15 protein-coding genes are annotated in these 21,317 nt (G+C 49.7%); 3 read left to right on the top strand and 12 right to left on the bottom strand.

The genetic code is table 11. The features are described from left to right. Positions 1–36 precede the first annotated feature (36 nt). The 4 genes from EKM94_RS08805 to EKM94_RS12850 form a co-directional block, all read right to left on the bottom strand. Positions 37–6,021 carry a SpaA isopeptide-forming pilin-related protein gene (locus tag EKM94_RS08805; protein WP_125600585.1) on the bottom strand — a complete coding sequence of 1,995 codons (5,985 nt, stop codon included), beginning with the start codon at positions 6,019–6,021 and terminating at the stop codon, positions 37–39. Between the two features lie 211 nt (positions 6,022–6,232). Then, entirely contained in the window at positions 6,233–7,768 is a 1,536-nt protein-coding gene (locus EKM94_RS08810) for an MFS transporter (RefSeq protein ID WP_125600588.1), read from the bottom strand. 220 nt (positions 7,769–7,988) lie between these two features. Then, a complete protein-coding gene (locus tag EKM94_RS08815; protein WP_125600591.1) occupies positions 7,989–9,032 on the bottom strand; it encodes a zinc-dependent alcohol dehydrogenase family protein in 1,044 nt (347 codons plus the stop codon). 747 nt (positions 9,033–9,779) lie between these two features. Continuing rightward, the gene (locus EKM94_RS12850) at positions 9,780–9,905 is read right to left on the bottom strand and encodes a hypothetical protein (RefSeq protein ID WP_263853246.1); all 126 of its coding nucleotides are present in this window, start codon (positions 9,903–9,905) and stop codon (positions 9,780–9,782) included. Positions 9,906–9,917: 12 nt separating this feature from the next. Between EKM94_RS12850 and EKM94_RS08820 the strand changes: the two genes are divergently transcribed. Next, positions 9,918–10,118 (top strand): hypothetical protein, encoded by a 201-nt coding sequence (locus EKM94_RS08820; protein WP_125600594.1) that lies wholly within the window; start codon positions 9,918–9,920, stop codon positions 10,116–10,118. Between the two features lie 219 nt (positions 10,119–10,337). On the opposite strand, the gene EKM94_RS08825 is transcribed toward EKM94_RS08820, so the two are convergent. The 4 genes from EKM94_RS08825 to EKM94_RS08840 form a co-directional block, all read right to left on the bottom strand. Next, positions 10,338–11,009, bottom strand: coding sequence for a cyclophilin-like fold protein (locus EKM94_RS08825; RefSeq protein ID WP_125600597.1), 672 nt, complete (start codon positions 11,007–11,009; stop codon positions 10,338–10,340). After that, positions 11,009–11,584 carry an LbetaH domain-containing protein gene (locus EKM94_RS08830; protein ID WP_125600600.1) on the bottom strand — a complete coding sequence of 192 codons (576 nt, stop codon included), beginning with the start codon at positions 11,582–11,584 and terminating at the stop codon, positions 11,009–11,011. Before EKM94_RS08830 ends, EKM94_RS08825 begins: the two co-directional genes overlap by 1 nt. Before the next feature lie 169 nt (positions 11,585–11,753). Next, entirely contained in the window at positions 11,754–12,617 is an 864-nt protein-coding gene (locus tag EKM94_RS08835) for an aldo/keto reductase (RefSeq protein ID WP_125600603.1), read from the bottom strand. 145 nt (positions 12,618–12,762) lie between these two features. Beyond that, a complete protein-coding gene (locus EKM94_RS08840; protein ID WP_125600605.1) occupies positions 12,763–13,629 on the bottom strand; it encodes an aldo/keto reductase in 867 nt (288 codons plus the stop codon). A 115-nt stretch (positions 13,630–13,744) separates the two neighbouring features. On the opposite strand from EKM94_RS08840, the gene EKM94_RS08845 reads away from it, so the two are divergent. Further along, complete coding sequence (locus EKM94_RS08845) at positions 13,745–14,710, top strand: LysR family transcriptional regulator (protein ID WP_125600608.1); 966 nt, start codon at positions 13,745–13,747, stop codon at positions 14,708–14,710. A gap of 239 nt (positions 14,711–14,949) precedes the next feature. Here EKM94_RS08845 and EKM94_RS08850 read toward each other — a convergent pair whose 3' ends face one another. From EKM94_RS08850 to EKM94_RS08865, 4 genes are all read right to left on the bottom strand, one after another. Continuing rightward, positions 14,950–15,852: a GGDEF domain-containing protein gene (locus EKM94_RS08850; protein ID WP_164511170.1), complete on the bottom strand. Its 903-nt coding sequence runs from the start codon at positions 15,850–15,852 to the stop codon at positions 14,950–14,952. Between the two features lie 472 nt (positions 15,853–16,324). Next, positions 16,325–17,458: a GGDEF domain-containing protein gene (locus tag EKM94_RS08855; RefSeq protein WP_125600614.1), complete on the bottom strand. Its 1,134-nt coding sequence runs from the start codon at positions 17,456–17,458 to the stop codon at positions 16,325–16,327. Between the two features lie 242 nt (positions 17,459–17,700). After that, positions 17,701–18,393, bottom strand: a complete 693-nt coding sequence (locus EKM94_RS08860; protein WP_125600617.1) for a 2,3-diphosphoglycerate-dependent phosphoglycerate mutase — start codon at positions 18,391–18,393, stop codon at positions 17,701–17,703. Positions 18,394–18,609: 216 nt separating this feature from the next. Beyond that, a complete protein-coding gene (locus tag EKM94_RS08865; protein WP_125600620.1) occupies positions 18,610–20,115 on the bottom strand; it encodes a hypothetical protein in 1,506 nt (501 codons plus the stop codon). Between the two features lie 198 nt (positions 20,116–20,313). Between EKM94_RS08865 and EKM94_RS08870 the strand changes: the two genes are divergently transcribed. Continuing rightward, positions 20,314–21,264 carry an NAD(P)-dependent oxidoreductase gene (locus tag EKM94_RS08870; RefSeq protein ID WP_164511171.1) on the top strand — a complete coding sequence of 317 codons (951 nt, stop codon included), beginning with the start codon at positions 20,314–20,316 and terminating at the stop codon, positions 21,262–21,264. The last annotated feature ends 53 nt before the right edge of the window (positions 21,265–21,317 follow it).

The raw sequence follows: 21,317 nt of genomic DNA on the forward strand, positions 1-21,317 counted from the left end.
GATTAACTGATCAATCAAGTATCGTCATGTTCGGTGTTAGTCTTGTTCTTGCTTCCGAAACAGCAAACTCATGGTGAAACAGGTTAGCCCGATGATCCCAGCGATCAATGACAACAAGTTTGTCGGCCGTTCATCGGCTTGTGGCAGTGTTGTTGGTTGTTGATCAGTCGGTTTCAAATCCGCGCCGCCATTCGCCCCAGGTAAATTCGTGCTTGGCAAGGTCGGATCAGTCGTGGTGCCTCCTTGGTCGCCATCCGGAGTCGTTGGCTGCTGCGGGTCGGTTGGCGCGATCGGCTGTTTGGGATCGCGTTGATTGCCAACGATCAACCGTTTAGTCGTGGTCGAGTTCAGCTCGATGGTTGCTCCGGTTTGATAGCGGCCATTGACCAAGTACCCCGCGGGCGCTTGGTTTTCGGTTAATTGGTACTTGCCAAATGGCAGATCGTCGAAAACGATATTGCCATGGTCATCCGTGGTGATGGTCCAAGTGACCCCTAGCTGATCGGTTAACGTAAAGACGGCGCCAGCTAGAGGGAACCCTGAAGTTTCGTCGATTTTGTGGACGATCAATGAGGTCGTGGCTGGATCGCCCGGCAGATAATTGGCCACATTAACTTGAATTGGCCGTTCATCTGCTGGACGGGTTTCTTTTTCGCCCACTGGGGTCAATGCATTGGCCGCCGTCAAGTCGGAAACGGTCCATTCTCGTTGTTTCGTGGACTGGGTGACGCTGAAATAGATTTTGCCGGTGCGGGTCAGATAGCCTGCCGGCGTTTTGACCTCGGTCAGATAGTAGTTGCCCAGTGGCAGTAAAAGTGGGATCACGATCTGGCCTTGATCATCACTGCTGGCCAGGTCATCGCTCAACAAACGATCACTGCCGTCCATGTTACCCTTAGCCTGGTATAGCTTGAATTTGGCACCTGCTAGTGGCCGCCGCGACGAGCCATCATACTTCTGCACAATGACTTGGCGACGGAACTCAGGCTCTTGGATCACATTATCAATGACCACATCGTCCGATGAGGCGGCCGTTGTCGTCTCGGAAGTAGTCGCCAACTTGGCTGCCGTCTCGGTGGTGCCTGCTGTAGTTGTCGCTTCTGTGGCGGCATCCGTCGTCTTGATATCCTTCAACGGATTCAGCTCGCCACCACCGCTGATCGACAGCCTCACCCCTTCCTTGAGCCGATCAGGAATGACGTAACCTTGGGGTGCTTTCGTTTCCTGGAAACGATACTGCCCTTCATAAAGATCGTCAGCCTCCAAGGACCAGCTGTCTTTTTCCAGATCATAGCTTGGCTGCCAGGTCCGACTTGAATCCAGATTGCCCTGAAGATCATAACGTTGTAATGCAAATCTGGCGTCAGTAAGCGCTAATTTATCCGAAAATTGGTCATCAGCAATGTCCTGATTCGTTTTCTTAAAATTCAAGGTCCCCGGTTGATATTGATCATAGGCGGACACGTGAACATTTGTCGTGAAATTTGACGCGTTGGGATTGGCTTGGAAGCCAAACACCAGCGAATTGCCTAGAAAATCAGGGTCGATCTTGACCGTCGTGACCGACTGCCCCAGTAAAACATGATTGGCCGTGACCAACTGACCAGCGGGGATTTGGTTTGGCACGGTCTTATAGCCTTTTGGTGCAGCTGTTTCAACGAATTGATAATGGTGACTCGGATCAAACCCAAGTCTCTCTTGACCGGAAGTCGCATCGGTGCTAGTGGCATTGGGAACGGTGTATAACCCCTGGTCTGGATCATCTTGGTCCTCTGTTGCCATCACCACTTTGATTTCACCGCGAGCGTTGGTCTTCATCCCCAGTTTCAAAAACGCCTGCTCCTCCACATCCCATAAAGCGTAGGTCGCACCGGCCAATGGTTCGCCAGCAGGGTCATCTGGATTCATTTCAACGCGACTACCGTACTTAGTCAACGTCATTTGGTAGGTCGGGTTCGTCACCGTAATCAATTGATACTCCCCGGAATCCGGATCAACCATTTTGGGTTCGAAGAAGAATTCCCTTGGTTCGAAATTATTGACATAACCCTCCGGTGTCTCAACTTCCGTCAGTCGGTAGTTCTGCTTGACTGGTAAGCCTGCGAAAGAAGCAATACCGCTTTCATCAGTGGTCCACTCCCAATCATCGGCCGTCTTCCCATCAGCATCCAAAGCCTCTAGCTTAAATGTGACCCCGGCGATTGGGTGGCCCTGATAGTCGGAAATTTTCTTAACGCGGATCTCAGCGTGTTCTTGAATAAATTCGCCGGTGATACCACCAAATTCAATTGCTGGCGAGCCATAGGTAGTTCTCTGACGCGCGTCCACATTGACACCATCGGAATTACGCTCATCTTCAGTATTCAACCAACTAACCGTACTTCGCACCTGAACCCGGCCAGCTTTGTGACTCTCGGTTTTATAGGTCACCTTGATTTGGTAATTTTGACCATCCTTTTCAGTCCCAAAGTTATCATTAAAGCTAACTGTGAACATCGTCGGGCTAGTCAGTTCAACCTGATATCGATCCTGATCTATCGGCTTACCCGGCTCATTGCCTGTGACCAATTCCGCTTCGAAACTATCCGCCACAAACGTCGATGGCGCACGCTTCATCCCATTATCAGAATTGACAATTTCTCCCTTCAAGATTGGCTGGCGTATTGGCCGCTCTGAGCCATAAATGTTGATGATTGAATCTTGCCAGGATAAGAACGCCTGACCTACTGTTGGGAACGTCTTTTCTAGCGCTGGCCAAGCACTGCTGGCGCTCGCACTAGCCGTAGCTGTAAAGTCTGGGATTCCACCGAGTGATGGTGTGCCTGGGTCGCCATCTCTTACCGTTACAGTATTTGAGATATTCGAGTCATTGTAGGCCCATTGATTGTCCCGGCGCGTTTCAAAAACAACCCAAACCCGATTTTTCAAGTCGTCAAAATTCAAGGTCAGGGTCTCTTGGCCCTTGTCATTCTTTCCCAGCCATTCTCCCGATTCCTTAATATTATCCGGTAGGAGGGCCTGGGCTTCTTCTGATGCTGATTTTGAAGGAACCAGGTCGTTATTTTCAGCAACGGACCCAATCAGATTATCTGAATTCGATGAATTAAAAGGCGCTGTGGTCAAGGAGTCATTATCGGTCACCTGATAGAATTTCAATGATCCAGGCACGAATCTAAAGGAATGCTCGCCAGATAGAGGCAAGGTATCCGTCATCACTAGATTAGAATAAACCAGTTGCAACTGATTCACCAGAATCGCCCAACTCTGTGTATCCGCCGTCTTACTAGCGCCAAATTTGGTAACGCCTTTAAGATAATTGGCTTTGATTTCTTCAGGTTCCGATTGGTCAAGATCCCGACCAACTGCCATACTGCCAGGCGGGAAGGAATAGAATAAATAAGCTTGATTTGTCAAGGCTTTTTTCAACTTATCCTTGACCACGTCCGAGTCGCCCTGCTCCGTCAAAGGGCCAAGGACGGTCCGGTCTAGCGCCGTTCGGGCATAGATCACATATTTATAGTTAACCGGCGCGCTGCTCGTTTGGCCATCTGACTTAGTCGAATCGGCAGCCGCATAGGCGCCCTTTAGTTTGACCACAAAACCACGAGGAACCTTTGCCGAGATCTGATCTTCTGCCTTTAAGCCATCATTATAACTCCTAATAATTTCGGTCAACCCATTTTCATCAGGGGTTTCATCGGTGGTTTTATCGGTAACAATCTCTAGATCATAGTCCTGCTCCGCCTTTAACAAGGTCCCGAGGCCGTCTTCACGAGGTTTTTGCGCGTAGACCACGATTCCGTCATTACTTCCATCCTCAGTGCCCTCACTGGTGGTGTCGTTCAAATCATAGCGATCTGGCTTGTCCGTTTCTTTTAGGATTGCTGGATCAGTGGTGAAGTTGGCCAACCCCGCTGGCAAAATGTCAAAGATCACCGGGCTTAACATGCCTTGATTATTCTTATTCACTTCGATCTTCCAATTGACCAAACCGTTGAAATAATCGATTTTACCACCGGTTTTCGAGAGCAAGCCATTGCGGATGCTGAAGACGTAATCGTCCTTAGCAGTTTCCTGCTTGCCACTTGGTGTGGTCGCGGTCGCCACATTGGTCACGGTGCGCTCACTAAAGTCACTCACCGTCAGATTGTAGTAGATATTGAAACTGGCCGTCGCCAGCCATGACCAAGCTTCTGACTGGTTTGATTCTGAGTTTGTTACTGGATCTGTTGCCGAAGCATTCGGTTTGTTGAAGACTATCTCGAATTGTTCCGAGGTATCCTCCGTGGCACTAACATGCTTCTCAACCGAAAAGAGATCGCTATAATCATGGTCCGTGTGCTCATCTGGAGTCCCTTTATCGTCAAAAGTCACCCGGCGAACGACTAGCGGATGGTCTTTATCAACCGCTAATTTCAAACCGGGATCTGGTTTGATTACGGCCTCGGTCTCCGAATTTTCGGATGGGTGCTCCTTCAAACCAAAACGATCAATAAGCTGATATTTGCCAGAAAAAACACTAGCGCCATCATAGTTAAGCTGTAGTTGCCAGCCCAGTTTCACATGAGCCGCATCGAACCCGACCGCCTTTTTCCGTAGCGGGACACCGGTATTCTTGACAACCAATGTCGCGCTGGCTTTTGGTGCATCAACAGCCGGATCCGTGGCCGCATAGAAAATTTTCGCTAGAACGGTGGCCCCCATCATTAAGCCGACAGCGCTATTATCACGGTCGATCTTTGCCTGATAGGCTACGCGATAGCCGATACCAGCCTGCAAGCCCTTCGTTAAATAAATCTTGGCCGTGTCCCCAGAGGCTGACCAAACAACATGATAATCTTCGCCCGGCTTCAACTGCGTCAACGACGTATCATCGCTAAAACCATGAGAACTTTTGACTGGGCCGGCGCTGACCTTGAGCTTATCCTGATCGAAAGTCACTAAAGCGGGCGTGGATTCTGGCTCATCAGCGTCACCGAACTCAGCGCTCAAATCAACTTGAAGGTCGGGATTGTCCGTGATTTGTTCATCATCTTCAGACCAGTGTGGTGGTGTTTGCGCATCGCTGGTCTTCCCGTTCATATTGAAATCAACGTGGCCACTAAAGGCAGTTGGGTTGAGCGGCACCGGCTCCTTGTCACCATCAAAAACCGGGTCGAAAACAGCGGGCTCGATGGACCTGAAATGATACACAAGTTCAACACTATCTCCATCAGCCAGCTCAAAAGGCAGGCTCCAAAACAGCGGGTCGCTGTCGCTCAATGGTTGAAAAGTTGTCGTCAGCTTTAATTCCCACTTGGTCGCCTGCACCGGTCCACCTAAAGTTACTTTTAAGGTGCTTGTTTTTGGGGCATCCAAATCTTCAGTCGGATCAGCGGTCAAAGTCCAATTCAAGGCTGGATTATCGCCGCTAGCCGGAATTGTTCCGCTTTTGAAATTATCGACCTTCAAGGCGTAGGCCGGGATCGTCACCGTGGTATAATCGCCTTTCTGGTGGTCGCCAGCGGCCAAGGTAAAGCTCAGAATCAGTTGGAGCTTACTTTCCTGTGTTAGCTGATCATGCTGACTGAGCTCAGTCGTCTGATCATCAGGATCCACCACTTTAACGGCAGTCAAAATATTCCCCAAATCATGAGGATCTTTTTCTGGTGTATCTGACCTTTCAGTTTCGTCTGTGTCAGTATGCGTGCCCGCTTCGACCGAATCACCAGAATCACCTGATACATCTGGATCAGTCTTCGTCTGACTCGTTGCATCCGAACCCGAATCGGATTCAGTAATTGTTTCCGTCTCAGTTCCCGTTGAATCCGCTTGCAGTTCGCCTTCAATTGGCGCTACAGGATTCTCCTGTTCCCCGAATCCAGTCGGCGACACTGGCAACTGCGAATCAGTCGCTGGCGTCACTTGTGTCTCCGGCGTTATGTCCGTCGCCCCGCTGGCCCGGACCACCCCAATTGGTGTGATCGCGATTTGCCCAACCAGCATTAAGGCCATTGCGAGTTTCCCCCATTTTGCTTTCATCCAAAGTCCCCCCGATTTCGAATGTGCTAACGTTTAGTTATTCTTCCAGTCAATTTGAATTATATAACAAATAAAGCGCTTACCGTTAATAATATGACCCATTGATAAGGAAAGGCTTTACTGTGTCTAGATAACCGCTATTAAAACATTTTAAAATTATTTATCTATCAAAAAAGCCTAGCAAAATTGCTAGGCCATATTTGAGGTTTGTTCAAATTGTTTGCCGCTGGCGATGCTGTACCCAGAGATTCAACCCTAGCGCCAGCAACATCAACCCTAGCGACAAAATCATGATATTCCGTAACCCACTATGCAGAATTTGCCGCATTTGTGGGATCAATTGTGTTGGTAAACTGGTTAAATTCGACGCGTCACTGAGTTTATTCATCATTTTCATCGTGACCGCACCGTGGCTTTGCCAGACCCCACGGCGCAACGCCGCATTCATGATCAACCCGAAGATCGAGGCGGTGAACGTTTGGCTCAACATTCGAATCAAAAAGCTGAAGGAGGTCGCCACGGGCACATCTTGTCGCTCGGCGTCCTGCTGCACCTTGACTTGCAATTCATTGAAGCACATACCGTTGCCGAAGCCTTCAAACGCGGCCGCCACCAGCAGAATCCAGTAAGGTGTTCGCACACCCCAGATCAGCATCAACAGAAATGAGATGGTTAGCGTCACGATTCCGATAGTAATAACTTTTTGGGGTGAGAACCACTTGCGAAAAGTCGCCACCGAACCGGAGCCGATGAAATTGGTCACCGAACCGGGGATTTGGGTGGCGCCACCGACCAAGGCCGTGGTGCCCAGCAGACCCTGCGCCCACATGGGACTATAAATCAGAAAGCCGACAAAGGCGCCCCAGATCAACGCGAATAAAATAAAATCCAGCACCAACACATGATTTTTGAAAAGGCGATTGGGAATGATCGGGTCGACCGCGTTTTGTTCGAAGCGAACCAGCGCTGCCAAACAAATCAACGCGAAAGCCAAGAGACCGGCCACGAGCCAGCCATTCGCGCTACCCACCAGTTCGATCCCCGCCAATAAACTACCTAGGCCAACAACCAACAAAGTACAGCCGCGATAATCCACAGGCTGGACTTCCGCACGCCGATCCGCGATCCGATAGAAGATCTGCACGAGCAGCGCCGATAACAACCCGATCGGCACATTGATATAGAAGACCCAGTGCCAGCTCAAGGCATCGACTAAATAGCCGCCGACTAATGGGCCAATGATCGTGGCCATGCTATAGCTAGCCGAGACAAAGCCCAAGACTTGCATCCGTTTCCGTGGTTCGGGATAAAGTCGGGCATAGATGATGTAGGGCAACGAGACCACGCCCCCGTTGCCGATACCCGCCAATAAACGAGCCACGATCAAGACCGCCATATTCGGCGCCAAGCCTTCCAGCAAGGAACCGACCACGAAGAACAGCGCGGCCAATTGGTAACTCTTCTTATTGCCAACGTGTTCCCCGAATTTACTCCAAAGCGGCGTACTCACCGCCGTCCCCAATAGGAAAATCGCCACGATCCAGCCCATCATTTCGATCCCGTGCAAATCGGAAATGATTGCCGGCAAGGCTGTATTAATAATTGTATTATCCAGTCCACTCATGGCATTGGAGAGTAATAGGGCGCACGTGACAATCAACGTATTTCGTTTCGAGCTTGACAAAGCCAACGCTTCTTTCTGAAAGAAATTGAATTTATTTCTGAAAAATCGAACAAAGAAAATCATAATCCTTATTTTACTCTTATCTGATCTATTTTATAGCTTGAAAACACTGAAAACATAATAAAATTCTTGTTACGCGAGCTCAGCTAACGATTTCCCGATTTCACGTTGCGCCTAATTCGCGAGCATAGAAAAGCGGACAGCTTTAACTCGAAGCTGTCCGCGCGTAACGTGACCTTTCTGAATCATCAGGTTCTGATTAACGCTTTTTTCTGAAGTTGGTCTACTGAGCCACCACTATCATCGACTTGATGACTTCGCGATTTTGCATGGCTTGGTAAGCCTCATTGATCTGATCCAGCGGGAAGCTCTTAGTGAAGACCTTGCCAGGATTGATTTCCCCATCAAGCACGGCTTTAAGTAACAAGCTCTTATCGTAAGTCGTTACCGAAGCGGGCCCGCCCGCCAAAACTAGATTCTGCATAAATGGTGTGGCCACGTCAATTTTAGGCGTGTGCGGCACGCCAACTCGGCCAACAGCGGCGCCTGGACGGATGATTCGAATCGCGGTTTCCGTGGACAATTCGGTCCCGACACATTCCAGAACCGCGTCGGCGCCAGCATTATTGGTCAACGCTAATACCTTAGCGACCGCTTCATCGCCACGTTCCGGAACAATATCCGTCGCGCCGAATTCTAACGCCAATTTCTGTCGATCCTCATGCCGACTCATGGCAATGATCCGCTTCGCGCCACGCATCTTCGCGGCAATCACCGCACAGAGCCCCACAGCGCCGTCACCAACCACCGCCACGGTATCACCGGCTTGCACATTGGCCACCCGCGCGGCGTGATAACCCGTCGCCATCACATCTGCCAACGTCAGCAGTGAGGCCAGCATGCCTTCACTGTAATCCTCAGGTTGACCAGGAATCTTGACCAGTGACCACTCCGCGTGTTGATAACGGGCATACTCGCCTTGAAAACCAGAACTGAAATTATCACTATGATTCTGACAGCCACCCTCAAAGCCGGCCAAGCAAGCCGCGCAATGACCGCATCCATGCGTAAATGGCGCGATGACGAAATCCCCAGGTTTGACCGTGGTGATCGCGGCGCCAACCGCGCTGACGATTCCGATGGCTTCATGTCCATCATTTAGTGAGCCGGCTTCTTTCTTATCAAAACCACGATAGGCCCAAAGATCAGAGCCACAGACGCAGGCGCGCACGACTTTAATGATCACGTCATCGTCGGCCTGGATTGTTGGCATTGGTTTGTCTTGAAGCACTACTTTTCCGGGTTCCATAAAGACTGTTGTTTTCATTCTAAAACCTCCAACTTTGTTTTTTTCATTTTCATTATATAACTTCGAGTTCACTCTAAGGCAAGTCGTAATTTCAATTATTTGATCAATTGTGCCTCGTGAGATGTCGACTGTTGCGATAGTAGGTTGGCCGCGGTTTGCGCTGCGCGTGGCGTTGGTGGTTGGCAGATGTGGTAGGGACTCCAGGTCGGACTGGGGGGTGGTGGAACGCTGCGGGCACGATTTTGAGCTTTTCGGAAGTGCACCGAAAATCTCAAAACTCGGCCTTATTCTAGGCGGCATAGCCGCCAAGAATAATATCGCGGCTGACTCACCCCCAGCCCGACCTTCCGCCGACAAGCAAACAGACCACCAACGCCAGAGTGTGAACCGACCCGGTCAGCTCCTGAGCATTAGCCTAGCAATTGTTTTGGAAGCCGTACTTTGCTTCCGGAACAATTGCGTAGCTAAGCGCAGGGAGCTGGGTCGGCGAACACGTTTCAACACCACGCTCCGCTCCAGCCGCTCAACGTTATAACAGCCGTTTGAGCACTCACGCCAATCGGCAAGCTATGGTCAATTGATGGGGAGCCGCGCATTTGACGGCCGTGGTTAGTGGTTACCAGCTTTAAATTGGTGACACCAGCGTAGTCTGTCTGATGAACAGGCCTAGTTCTCAGCGAATCAACTGAATCGGTCGGCTTTCCACCTATGGACTGTTACGGAAACGAGTAAAGATGTTCAGCCTACGCAAAATGGTCCGACTACCTAATCCGAATCCGTTGGCATTGCCGTACCACCCCAAAAGTGGGCGATTGTTTGACCTCTAGCTTGCAAAAGCACCTCGTCGAATCCTTCGCCTTGATTGCAGATAAGCTCGATTCTGCCTAGCAACCGCCTCAGGACGTGTGGCTCAGCGGTGAGACTATTCTTAGCGATTTATCGCTTAGAATAAGGCTCGATTTGAAGACAAGCCGCGCACTTTGCGGATTGGCTTCAAACGATGCCCACTGCGTTCGAAACAGTGCGCAGCGCAACGGGTTGACTTCGAGCATTAGCCTAGCGATGGCTTTGGAAGCGGGCTTCGCTTCCGAAGCCATTGCGTAGCTAAGCACAGAAGTCAGTTGCGCGGAGCACGTTTCCAGCCACGACAAACGTCCTGAGGCGGTTGCGTCCCACCCAAACCCACCACACTTGCAATCAAGCACAGGTTTCTGAAATTCGTTGGCATTGCCGTACCCCTCAAGACGTATGGCTCAACAGTGAGATCAGCGCTTCAAATCAGTTCCAAGCATCTACCTATCATCATCAAATAATCTAATCAGCTCACTGCCAACCAGCAACGATTCGGGCTGAGAACTCACCTTTTTGTTGCTTGATGGTCTTGATTGCCGAAGCGCGATCAAGAAAATGACCGAGGACGTGGATCCCGGCATATTCGCCCACATCGCCCCAGTATAAAACCACTCGCGGTTCTGGTGACCAGTAGGCTAAATCCCCCGGCTTGGGGTCGCTGGCGGCCGGCGTTCCTTTGGTGGTCAAAGGTTGCGCCAAGTCCGCGATTTTCTCGGGGAAGCCACTGCTGAAATCACGGAAATCCAGCTGCAACGGCAACCGCTTGGTCAAGGCCTGGGCGGTGGCACGATCGTTCAAACGTGCGCGTAAATGTTGGGCGCCAATCAAAACAGTGATTTGCTGACTGGTCGGCACCTTTGCCGCGGGAGTGGCGCTGGTGGAAGTCTTAGTAGAGGTCTTGGTGGAATTCTTGGTAGAAGCGTGGCCCTTGATGCTCGCACCGGCTGGCTGACCACTTTTCTGCGCTAACATTGCTTGTTCAGACGCTGATTGCTTGACTGCCGGCTGGCTTGAACTCGATCGCTGCCACCATAAAACAGCAGTGGCGGCAAGGGCGAAAATGACCAGAAAACTAACGACCACTATTCTCCGGTGCCGCGCTGACGCAAGTTTCACTGATGCTGGCTTTTCTTGACCGGCCATTAGTGCACCTCCTGCTTGATCGAGCGCAGGATCTTAGCCGGTGTGCCCACGACAACAGTGGCGGCGGGCACATCATGGGTGACGATCGAACCGGCGCCGATAATAGCCTGAGCGCCAATCGTGACGCCCGGCAGGATCAGCGCGCCGGCGCCGATCCACGCCCCCTGACCCACATGGATCGCCTGAGGAATCACATCCCGACGCCGCCCAGGATCTTCAGCGTGATTGACCGTAATCAAGGTTACGTTCGGTCCCACCAGAACGCCCGCGGCCAAATAGATCCCGCCCAGATCTACCATGGTCACTCCTTGGTTAACGAAAACATGCTCACCAATAAAAATGTGCTGACCGAAATCTGAGCGAAAGCCGATATGCACTTCGCTAGTACTGGGTACCGCGTAACCAACGATTTCGTCAAGAAGTTGATGCCGGGCGCTGGACGTCGGCGCCTGGTTGAACGCCATTAAGCGGGTTTCGGTCCGCGTCGCGATTTGAGCGATTTGCTCGAATTCAGGATCATTGAAGACCAGGCGTTCGCCAGCCAGCGCGCGTTCTAGGATTGTTTTTGTCGTCATCTTGTCCACCTTATTTTGAAATTTGACGATTGTGATGCCGGAACGGATCCAATCGTCTAGCATACTTTCTCTCAAAAATTAGTATAACCGGTGACGATAATCATATCCAATACTTATATCGAATCAATATCCATGACTATTTGTTATATCTGGGCAGTATCAACCACAACTAATCGTCGGCGTGGACATCGAAAGCGCTTAGCAACCGTGCTTGAACTCCGGGCGCGTCAGGGTCATGACGTCCATGACCCTGATCCAAGGTCGCCATGCGGCCCATTTCCGCGGCTGTCAATTCAAAATCGAAGATCGCCAGATTGCTTTTGATGCGCGCTTCGTGGGTCGATTTCGGGAAGATGATCACGCCTAATTGATGTTCAAAGCGTAAAATGATTTGACCGGGATTCTTGTCATATTTCGCGGCCAGTTGCGTGATGATCGGATCATTCAAAAGTACCTGGTTCCCCTGACCAAGTGGCGCCCAGGCTTCAATTCTGACCTGATGCTGAGCCAGTAAGCGGCGCAAAGGTTGCTGCTGGAAATACGGGTTGAACTCAACTTGATCGACTGCTGGGATCGTGGTGAATTCAGGCACGAATCGTTGCCACAATTTGGGCGTCATATTCGAAACGCCGATCGAGCGAATCTTGCCCGCCTGCTGAGCCGCCTCTAGCGCGCGCCATGCGCCGGGTACATCACCATATGGTTGGTGCAATAAATAAAGATCAAGGTAATCCAAACCTAACTTCTGGAGCGAGCGATCAATCGCCTTTTCCGCCGGAGCCTGACCGTAATCTTGTAACCACAATTTGCTGGTGACCCAAATCTGGTCCCGGGGAATGCCGCTAGCCTTGATGGCCTGACCGACTTCGGCCTCGTTAAAGTAAGCCACCGCCGTGTCAATGTGGCGGTAACCTGCGGCCAAGGCGGCACTGACTGCCTTGAAAGTACTGCCATCATTCGGAATTTGAAACGTCCCAAAACCGATAGCTGGAATCTTGTTGCCATCATTTAATTGAATCGTTGGTGTTGTCATATTTATCTCTACTCTCCTAATTTTAAAAAAAGCTGCATTGAACCGGCTTTGCTACTGAGCGTTTCCACGACCTAGGCAGGCGAAGAATTTTCACGCCAAACCTCATGCGACTAGCGCTGGTCAGACGATCGGGTCGGTCTGGACTTTATTTGATTTTCGCTAAGCTGGCGCCGAAAATTTGCTCGATGGTCACGGGATCGCGGTGATCGAAGAATTGACTTTGATGTTGATCTAGGCTGGCCATCGTCGCCATTTCAGCGGCAGACAATTCGAAATCGAAGACCGCCAGATTCTCCGCCATCCGCGCCGGATGGACCGATTTCGGAATGACCGTGATTTGCCGCTGCAAAAGCCAACGTAAGATGACTTGACCAGTCGTCTTGCCATGAGCCTGAGCGATTTGCGCGATGGTTTCGTTTCTGAAAATGTCTTGCTTGCCTTCCGCAAAGGGGCTCCAGGCTTCGACACGAACATGTTCTTGCTGATTGAAACGAACATCAGCGATTTGCTGATACCACGGGTTGACCTCGATTTGATTGACTGCAGGCTGGACCGTGGTGCTCAACTCCAGATTTTTCAATTGATCAGGGTAAAAGTTGGAAACGCCGATCGCGCGGATCTTGCCAGCGTGGTAAGCCTCCTCCAACGCCCGCCACGCGCCGATCACATCACCATAAGGCTGATGGAGCAAATAAAGATCCAAATAATCTAGACCCAACCGTTGCAAAGACGCATCAATGCCTTGCTTGGCCCGTTCGTAGGTGAATTCGGAAACCCACAACTTGGAAGTGACGAATACATCTTGACGCGCCAAACCACTTTTGCGCAAGGCCTGACCAACCGCGGCTTCATTTTGATAAGCGGTGGCCGTGTCCAGCAAGCGATAACCCGCCTGCAACGCTGCCGTCACCGCCGCCTCACATTCGGTGGCGTCGGGAATCTGGAAAACACCAAAGCCCAGTTGCGGCATGGTGACCCCATTATTTAAAGTGACTGTGGGAATTTCAACCATTATTAAAACATCCTTTCCATTCGCATGGTCTAACTATACAACCCTAGTTTCCGCTTGAAAATTACCAACATTTCATGCTAGTATACAGTCGATGTATACTGAGGAGGTTGACTTGATGCCCTTAGATAATTATTTATTGCAAGAATTAGTTGTTTTCGCCCAGACAGGCACTTTGGCACAAACCGCCGCGCATTTACACGTAACGCAGCCCACGATTACCCGGGGAATGCAGAAGTTAGAAGCTGACCTAGGTGTACAACTTTTCCACCGTCAGCCCAATCGTCTGACCTTGACCGCAACAGGTCGCTTGACCGCGCAGTTGGCGGAGAAGTTGTTGCGCGCCCAAGCCCAAGCGGTCACGGAGATTCAGAATTTTGACCGCAGTCAACAAGCGCTGGTGCTGGCTACCGTCATTCCCGGACCGTTGAATCTGCTGGCGCAATTAGATCAGACCTTGTTGCCGCCGCTAAAAATCAGCCGGGCTTTAGTGACAGCCGATGTGGTCGGTCAATTGCGCGCCAATGCCGCCACCGTGATCATCTCCAATCAAGCGTTGGCAGCGCCCACGGTCAAGACGGCGCCCACAACTGCAAAAACACCGACCGCAAGTGCGCCAGATGCAATCGGCGCCACCTATTTAGGCACAGAAAGTCTGGCCGTTAATTTAAATCAATTTATGTATCAAGCCAGCCAAACCACCGTCAGCTTCGCGGATTTGACGGGGATCAGCTTTCTCGTGTTGACGGAAATTGGACCTTGGCGCCAGATCATCCAACACTATATTCCCCAAGCTAAATTCCTTTATCAAAAGGAACAAGCGGCCTTAACGGAAATCAGCCGCTACTCCGATTTCCCCTATTTCAGTACCAATTTGTCGCCGCTCGATCCTGCTTTTCAAGAGAAACGATCCGCGCATGACAGCCGCGTGCAAATTCCCATTAGCGATCCTGCCGCTCAGATGCCGGTCTACGCCAACTACTTGCAGCGAAATCGGGCCCAAGTCAAGCCGCTACTCGAGCAATTGATCCACTTATGGCCTGATCCAAATAGAACTGCCCCAGAACTCCCCCCACAAGCTTGACCGCGCGACGCTGACATTGCGGTCAGGCTAAGAACGGCGCAGCGCTGTCCTATTTCTTTATTTGCCTTAGGAAGTCACCGCATTGTGGTCGCCATAGTTCGCCGATTCCACAAACAAGCCCCCAAAATCAGATCAAAAATCTGACTTTGGGGGCCTTTTGATTAGGATCTCACGCTCTGAGTGCGCAGGTGGTGCCAACGTCCAGCCGAATCCCGCCGAACCTAAGCAAGCACATCCGCTTAATTGCTGGTGATCTGATGACGCCCATTCTTCTTGGAATAGTAGAGGTTATGATCGACACGATTGTAGAAATCTAGTGAGGTTTGGTCGGCCTCACTCACACACGAAATTCCCATCGAAATCGCGATTTTAAGTTTTTGCTTTGCATCCAGCGTAATCGTCATCTGATCAACCGCCGCAAAGATTCGCTGCGCCAATTGATTGCACTGGGTTAAAGAATACTCAGGCAAGATCAGTACAAATTCCTCGCCACCAGTCCGATAGAATTTGATCTTTGGATCAGCCTCGTGGATGATCCGTGCAACCGTTTGGACCAGCGCGCGCAACACTTGATCCCCCGCAGCATGACCGTACGTATCATTCACCAGTTTGAAATGGTCAATGTCAAACATCATCATCGCCAACGGCCGTTGTTCACTTTGACTCCTAGAAAACAGAGTATGAATGTCCTGACGATACGTCTCATAATTCAATATCCCCGTCAAGGAATCATGGCTGGCCAACCGGACTAAATGTGATTTCGTACGACTATCTCGCGACAGCATCGCCGTATAGCTATACATCAACACATCAAAAATCGTCAAGTAAAGCCATTCCTGAGCGAATGTTGTTAACGAAAGCGCGAATTTCCATTTCATCCAAAGCCATAACAAACCACCAAAAGGAATCGTCACCGCCAAATATGCGAAGACCTTGTATGGCCAATCGTGAAGTTTCACGCTGACTAAGTTCAAAATCCAGAAGAAAGCCATCAGTGTCAAGGCATGACCCCATGATTGCCAATGGGTGAATGAGCCATTGAACACCATAAAAATCAGCACACTGGGAAACAGAAAGTAAATGGGAATCCGAATATTCAAAAAGTAAGCGCAAAAGGTTACAGCAATCAACTCAAAATTCATGAACATCCACGAATTGCTTTGCCCTCGAACCAGTGACTGAAGCGCGAAAACAAAGACGACCATATAAAGCAGGCCATACCAGGTTTTGCAAGCATCGTCACTGAGCTTCACTTTCCGCTCGTGGAGTAGCGTTGTCAGCCAGCTATAAGAAACTTGAAAAAGTGTCAGAAACCCTAACACGAAAAAAACACTTGTGGGAAATGGTGGCACTAGCCAGTTGGACCATGTCATAACTTAATCCTCTCAACTCTGACACTTTGATCGGTGCCCACACGAACAAAGCAATCAATCGATTTTAGCTATCGAAACAATTAGTATTAACATCCTACCTGAAACAACTTGATTTCTCAATCATTTTGGCTGGTTGATCCGATTCCTAAGCACGCCCTCATGATCAGCCGTCCGACTCAAACCAACCACAGTCGAAAAACACCAGCAAGGTCCGTGTAAAATGACGAAGCAAAATCGGCGCCTAATGACGGGTGATCAGCTGGCGCCCTTCGCGTTTCGATTGATAGAGATTGTGATCGACCCGATTATAAAAGTCCAGCGATGTTTGATCATCGGCAACCACCGCCGAAACCCCCACAGAAATAGTCACTTGGATCAGCCGGCCATCATCAAGCGTGATTGGTAAATGATTGATCACCGTAAAAATTTGGTCAACGATCGCATTCGTCTCCGCTAAACTGTAGTTAGGGAAGAGGAGATTGAACTCTTCACCACCGGTTCGATAGACTTTGATTGCGGGATCAGCCTGACTGGCAATTCGCGCCACCGTCTTCGCAAGTTGCTGGAGCACCCGATCACCAGCCAGATGACCATATGTGTCATTGACCTGCTTAAAGTGATCAATATCAAACATCATCATCGCCAACCCTTGCCCATTTTCACGGCTTTCGGCAAACAACTGATGCACATCATTACGATAAGCCTCGTAATTCTCAATACCCGTCAAGGCGTCATGGCTGTCGAGACGAGCCAAGCGCAATTTCGACTGACTGTCGCGGGACAGCATGTCCAAGTAACTATAAAGCAAAATCTCGAAAACAGTCAGATACAACCATTCTTGGGCAAAGGTTTCCCAAGATAAAGTGAATTTCCATTTCATCCATAACCATAGGGCCCCACCGAACGGCACCGTTACGGCCAAGTATAACGCAAGATTGTAACGACGATCTGCCAGCTTACGCCGAATCAAATTCAACACCCAGAAAAAGGTCATCAACGTCAGGGCGTGCCCCCAAGATTGCCAATAAATATAGGAGCCATTGAAGGCCATATAGACCAACACGATCGGAAACAAGAAATAGACCGGGATTCGAATATTTAAGAAATACGCGCAAAACGTCACCGCAATCAGCTCGAAGTTCATAAACTCCCAAGAATTACTCTGGCCGACAACCAGCGACTGCAACGCAAAAACAAACACCAGCATGTAGAAAACCCCATACCAAGTGTTAAAGGTATCATCGTTGATTTGGACATGATGATCATGTAGTTGGGTCGTGATCCAGCTATAGGAAACCTGATAAAGCGTTAAAAAACCCAACACAAAGAAAATGCTGGTTGGAAATGGTGGGACCAGCCAATTAGACCATGTCATTGTCAAACCTTCTTATCTATCGCTCGTTATAATTGGCTTTCCCATGAATAATGAAAGCATTTCATTATGATCGTTCCAAAATGAAAACTCAATCATAATTATTTTATACCAATCAAAGGCCTACCACAAACGTTTTGCCATCCTTCATGATGGCGAAGGCAATTTCCTGATCAATCAGCGCATACAAAAAGACGTCCGGGTATGGACGTCTTTTTGTGATCTATCAGCAAGGGTCGCGATGACTACTTGCCTAATTTAGTCTTAGAAACGATGTTCAACTTCTCGTCCAAGTCATAAACAACGGGTTCGCCAGTTGCCATTTCCAAGTCCATGATGTCAGCATCAGAAATGTTCTCGATGTACTTGGTCAAGGCGCGTAATGAGTTACCATGAGCGGCGATGATCACGTTCTTGCCATCAAGCAATTTAGGCGCGATTTCATCTTCCCAGAAAGGAATGACCCGTTCCAAAGTAACTTTCAAGTTCTCGCCGCCAGGAATGATTCGAGGATCCAAATCAGCGTAACGACGATCCTTTGCTGCTGAACCTTCATCGTCCGCGGACAATAATGGTGGCAAAGTATCGTATGAACGACGCCAGATATGGACTTGTTCGTCGCCATATTTCTCAGCGGTTTCTTTCTTATTCAAGCCTTGCAAAGCGCCATAATGACGTTCGTTCAAACGCCATGTCTTAGTTTCAGGAATCCAGAGTTGTCCAGATTCTTCCAAAGCGTAGTGCAAAGTCTTGATTGCTCGCGTCAAAACAGAAGTGTAAGCTTGATCGAATTCCAAGCCAGCTTCCTTGATCAAATGACCAGCATTCTTTGCTTCTTCAACACCTTTTTCGCTAAGGTCAACGTCGACCCAACCAGTGAACTGGTTGCTTAAATTCCATTCGCTTTGACCATGACGGATAAATACTAATTTTGTCATTGCATGACAGCCTCATTTCTTATGAATTCTACCTCTTCAATTGTATTGGTTTTTATCAGAAAATACAAGTGAAATAGCGGACAGTTTTCTGAAAGAGTCGTCCTTCTCTGCTTGCTTGTCATGAAAAAAACAACTCCCGGGAAATCACTTCATCCCGCGAGCTGTTATTCATCTACCTCACTTCAAAGCCGACAAACCTGATCGGTCCTTGCGTCGCTACGGTTGGTCTGGACGATCAACCGAGCCATGGTCAACCACTTGACCGGCCGCTGAAGTGGTTTTGGTCGACGGTGATGCCTGATCTGACGCTGCTGCTGTCTGATCCGGCGCAGGTGCTTGCGACGATTTAGGTGTTTCGGTCTCAGTTGGCTGGTCCGACGCCGATTCCAATGGTGATATCACGGTAATGTCCAAATCGATTTCCGTGCGTTGCTCCAAGTATTGCTTGATTGACGGTTCAGCAACCAGAATGCTCTCGATTCCATGTTTGTGCGCTGCTAGATCGCGCAACCGCGGCGATTGCGGATCTAATTCGCTGATCAACGGAATGACCTCTAGCCCTTGATCCTGGGCGGCGATCAAGGTGTCATAGAGGACACTATCAATTGAAACAATGACCACACTATTGGGCTGGAGCACATGATTTTCGAACCACCATTCAATCAGATCCAGATCACTATCGAAAATTGCCATCAACACATTCGTCGGTCCGAAAATTTGAATATAGGGCTCGCCGCTGAGATAACTCTTCGAAATCGCCAACGAGCCATCGGTACGGTAGAAATTCTCGCGGATCACTTTCTGTGCGTCATCGATCGCGTAATATTGCGTCGCCGAGATCACGCCAGCGGCATCGAACAAATCGCGACTGAGCAACGCATTATTCAAGTAATGGCGCACCGTAAACAGATTACCGTTCTCGCGATAATCGATCACCATGTTCAAGACACCTTGAGTATCATAAACTTTCTTATCATTGTCTTCAGCAACGACCTTGAATCCTGGAGCAAAAGTCAGTTCATTCGCCTTTTGGCCAGATGTTTGTTCACGATCTTGCAGATCATGAAACAGGTTGAAGAGCTTCGTCTTAGGCACAACCAGCCCGTTCTTCTGATAGGCCGCCCAAGTCGGCGTTAACAAATCGTCATAATCGATCGTCACATTGGTGGGAACGATTTGATGGGTCGCAAACAACTGCTTGAGCCGCTGTAAAGAGCGCCGTTGAATCACAGTCGGTTGATGGATCAACCCATTATTCAGCAACAAGTATGGTCGCGCCGCATCGAAATGGATCTCATTGGCCATCTTATCCGTGCCATACCAATGTTTCAGCTTATCATTCAAGGTTTGAAGACTTTGTTCCAGCCCTTGAACCTGCTCGGGGTCGATCTGGGGCGCCGCTTCATGCCGATTGGGCCGCGTTAATTGGCGCAAGTCGTATTTTGCAACACTTCGCGCCTCCAGCAACTCATCACGTAAGGACTCGGCCAACTGATCACGCTGTTGATCCAAGGCATGTAATTGCGTCTCCGTTCGAGTCCAGTCAATCGTCGTCGCTGTGGGTTCTGGCGCCGGAATCGTTTCCGCTGCCGCTTTCGGCTCAGTCTGCGTGCGTTCGGTATAGTTGATTGGTGGCACCTTGGGATGATTGCCATCATGGTTATCAGCTTCTGGCGTTGGCTTTACTTGTTCCGGTTGACGTTTCCGTTTAAAAATCGACATTGGGCTGGTCCTCCCCTAAAAAAGACTTATATCATTGATTTTATCACTAAATGCGATAATACGATAGGTGGAGTTATTCAACGAGCAAGTGCAAGCACTCGACCGTTGCCAATTACAACGGGTATAATGGTATCATTATTTTAAATTATGCGTTCATTGATGAAACCATTTTTACAATCAAGAAAGGAACCCACCTTAATGAAACCAGTCATTTATTCATTCACCAATTTCAAGCCCGACCAAGTGGCGCAACTGCAGGACAGCGCTCCGCAGTTCGAAATCGTTCTGGCCCAAGATTCACCTTTGATTCCCCAGGATCGTCTACTTGGGGTCATCGGCTGGAAGAAGGAACTAAGTCAGACACTGTTGGCCGCGCCTCACCTAAAGTGGATCCAATCGATCTCTGCTGGTGTGGACTATTTGCCCTGGTCGGAAATCAATTCACGTCACATCCTTGTCAGCAACGGTAGTGGCATTCACGCTCAAGTCATCACCGAACACGTGCTGGCAATCATTCTCAGCTATGAGCGCGGTTTATTTGGCTATGCGCGGGCGCAACGTGAACATCAATGGTTGACCAATGAGTTCGAGCCTGACGATGTCGCCGGTAAAAGTTTGTTGATTTTCGGTGCCGGTCACATTGGTCAGCGATTGGCGCAACAGGCTACTGCGCTGGGACTTCATGTCTCTGGCGTGAATACTCGTGGTGAGGCGCGGCCCAACTTTGAAGCAATGTATACTTTATCTACCGTCACTTCGGCAATCGCCAGTTTCGATTTCGTCGTCAACATCATGCCTTTGACAGCCGCGACGACGGGCTATTTCAACCAAGCTTTCTTCAGCCAAATGGCTCCTCGGGCTGTTTTCATTAATGTCGGTCGTGGACCATCCGTGGTGATCAACGACTTGGCGGTGGCTTTACAAGCAGGTCAACTTAGCTTTGCCTCAGCGGATGTTTTTGAAACCGAACCTTTGCCTAGTTCGAGTCAGCTTTGGGATTTGCCCAACTTTTTGATCACCCCACACATCGCCGGTCAGGTTCCACATTTCCGCCAAAAGTTATTTGCCATCGTGCAGCCAAACTTGGCTAGTTTCGCCGCAACAGGACAGCTGAGCGTTAATCAAGTCGATCCTCGTCAAGGCTATTGACCCAGCGACACCAAGTTCAGGCGTCTCGGTGTCAAATGCCGATCATCACGATG

Source organism: Lapidilactobacillus achengensis (assembly GCF_003946655.1).
Lineage (GTDB): Bacteria > Bacillota > Bacilli > Lactobacillales > Lactobacillaceae > Lapidilactobacillus > Lapidilactobacillus achengensis.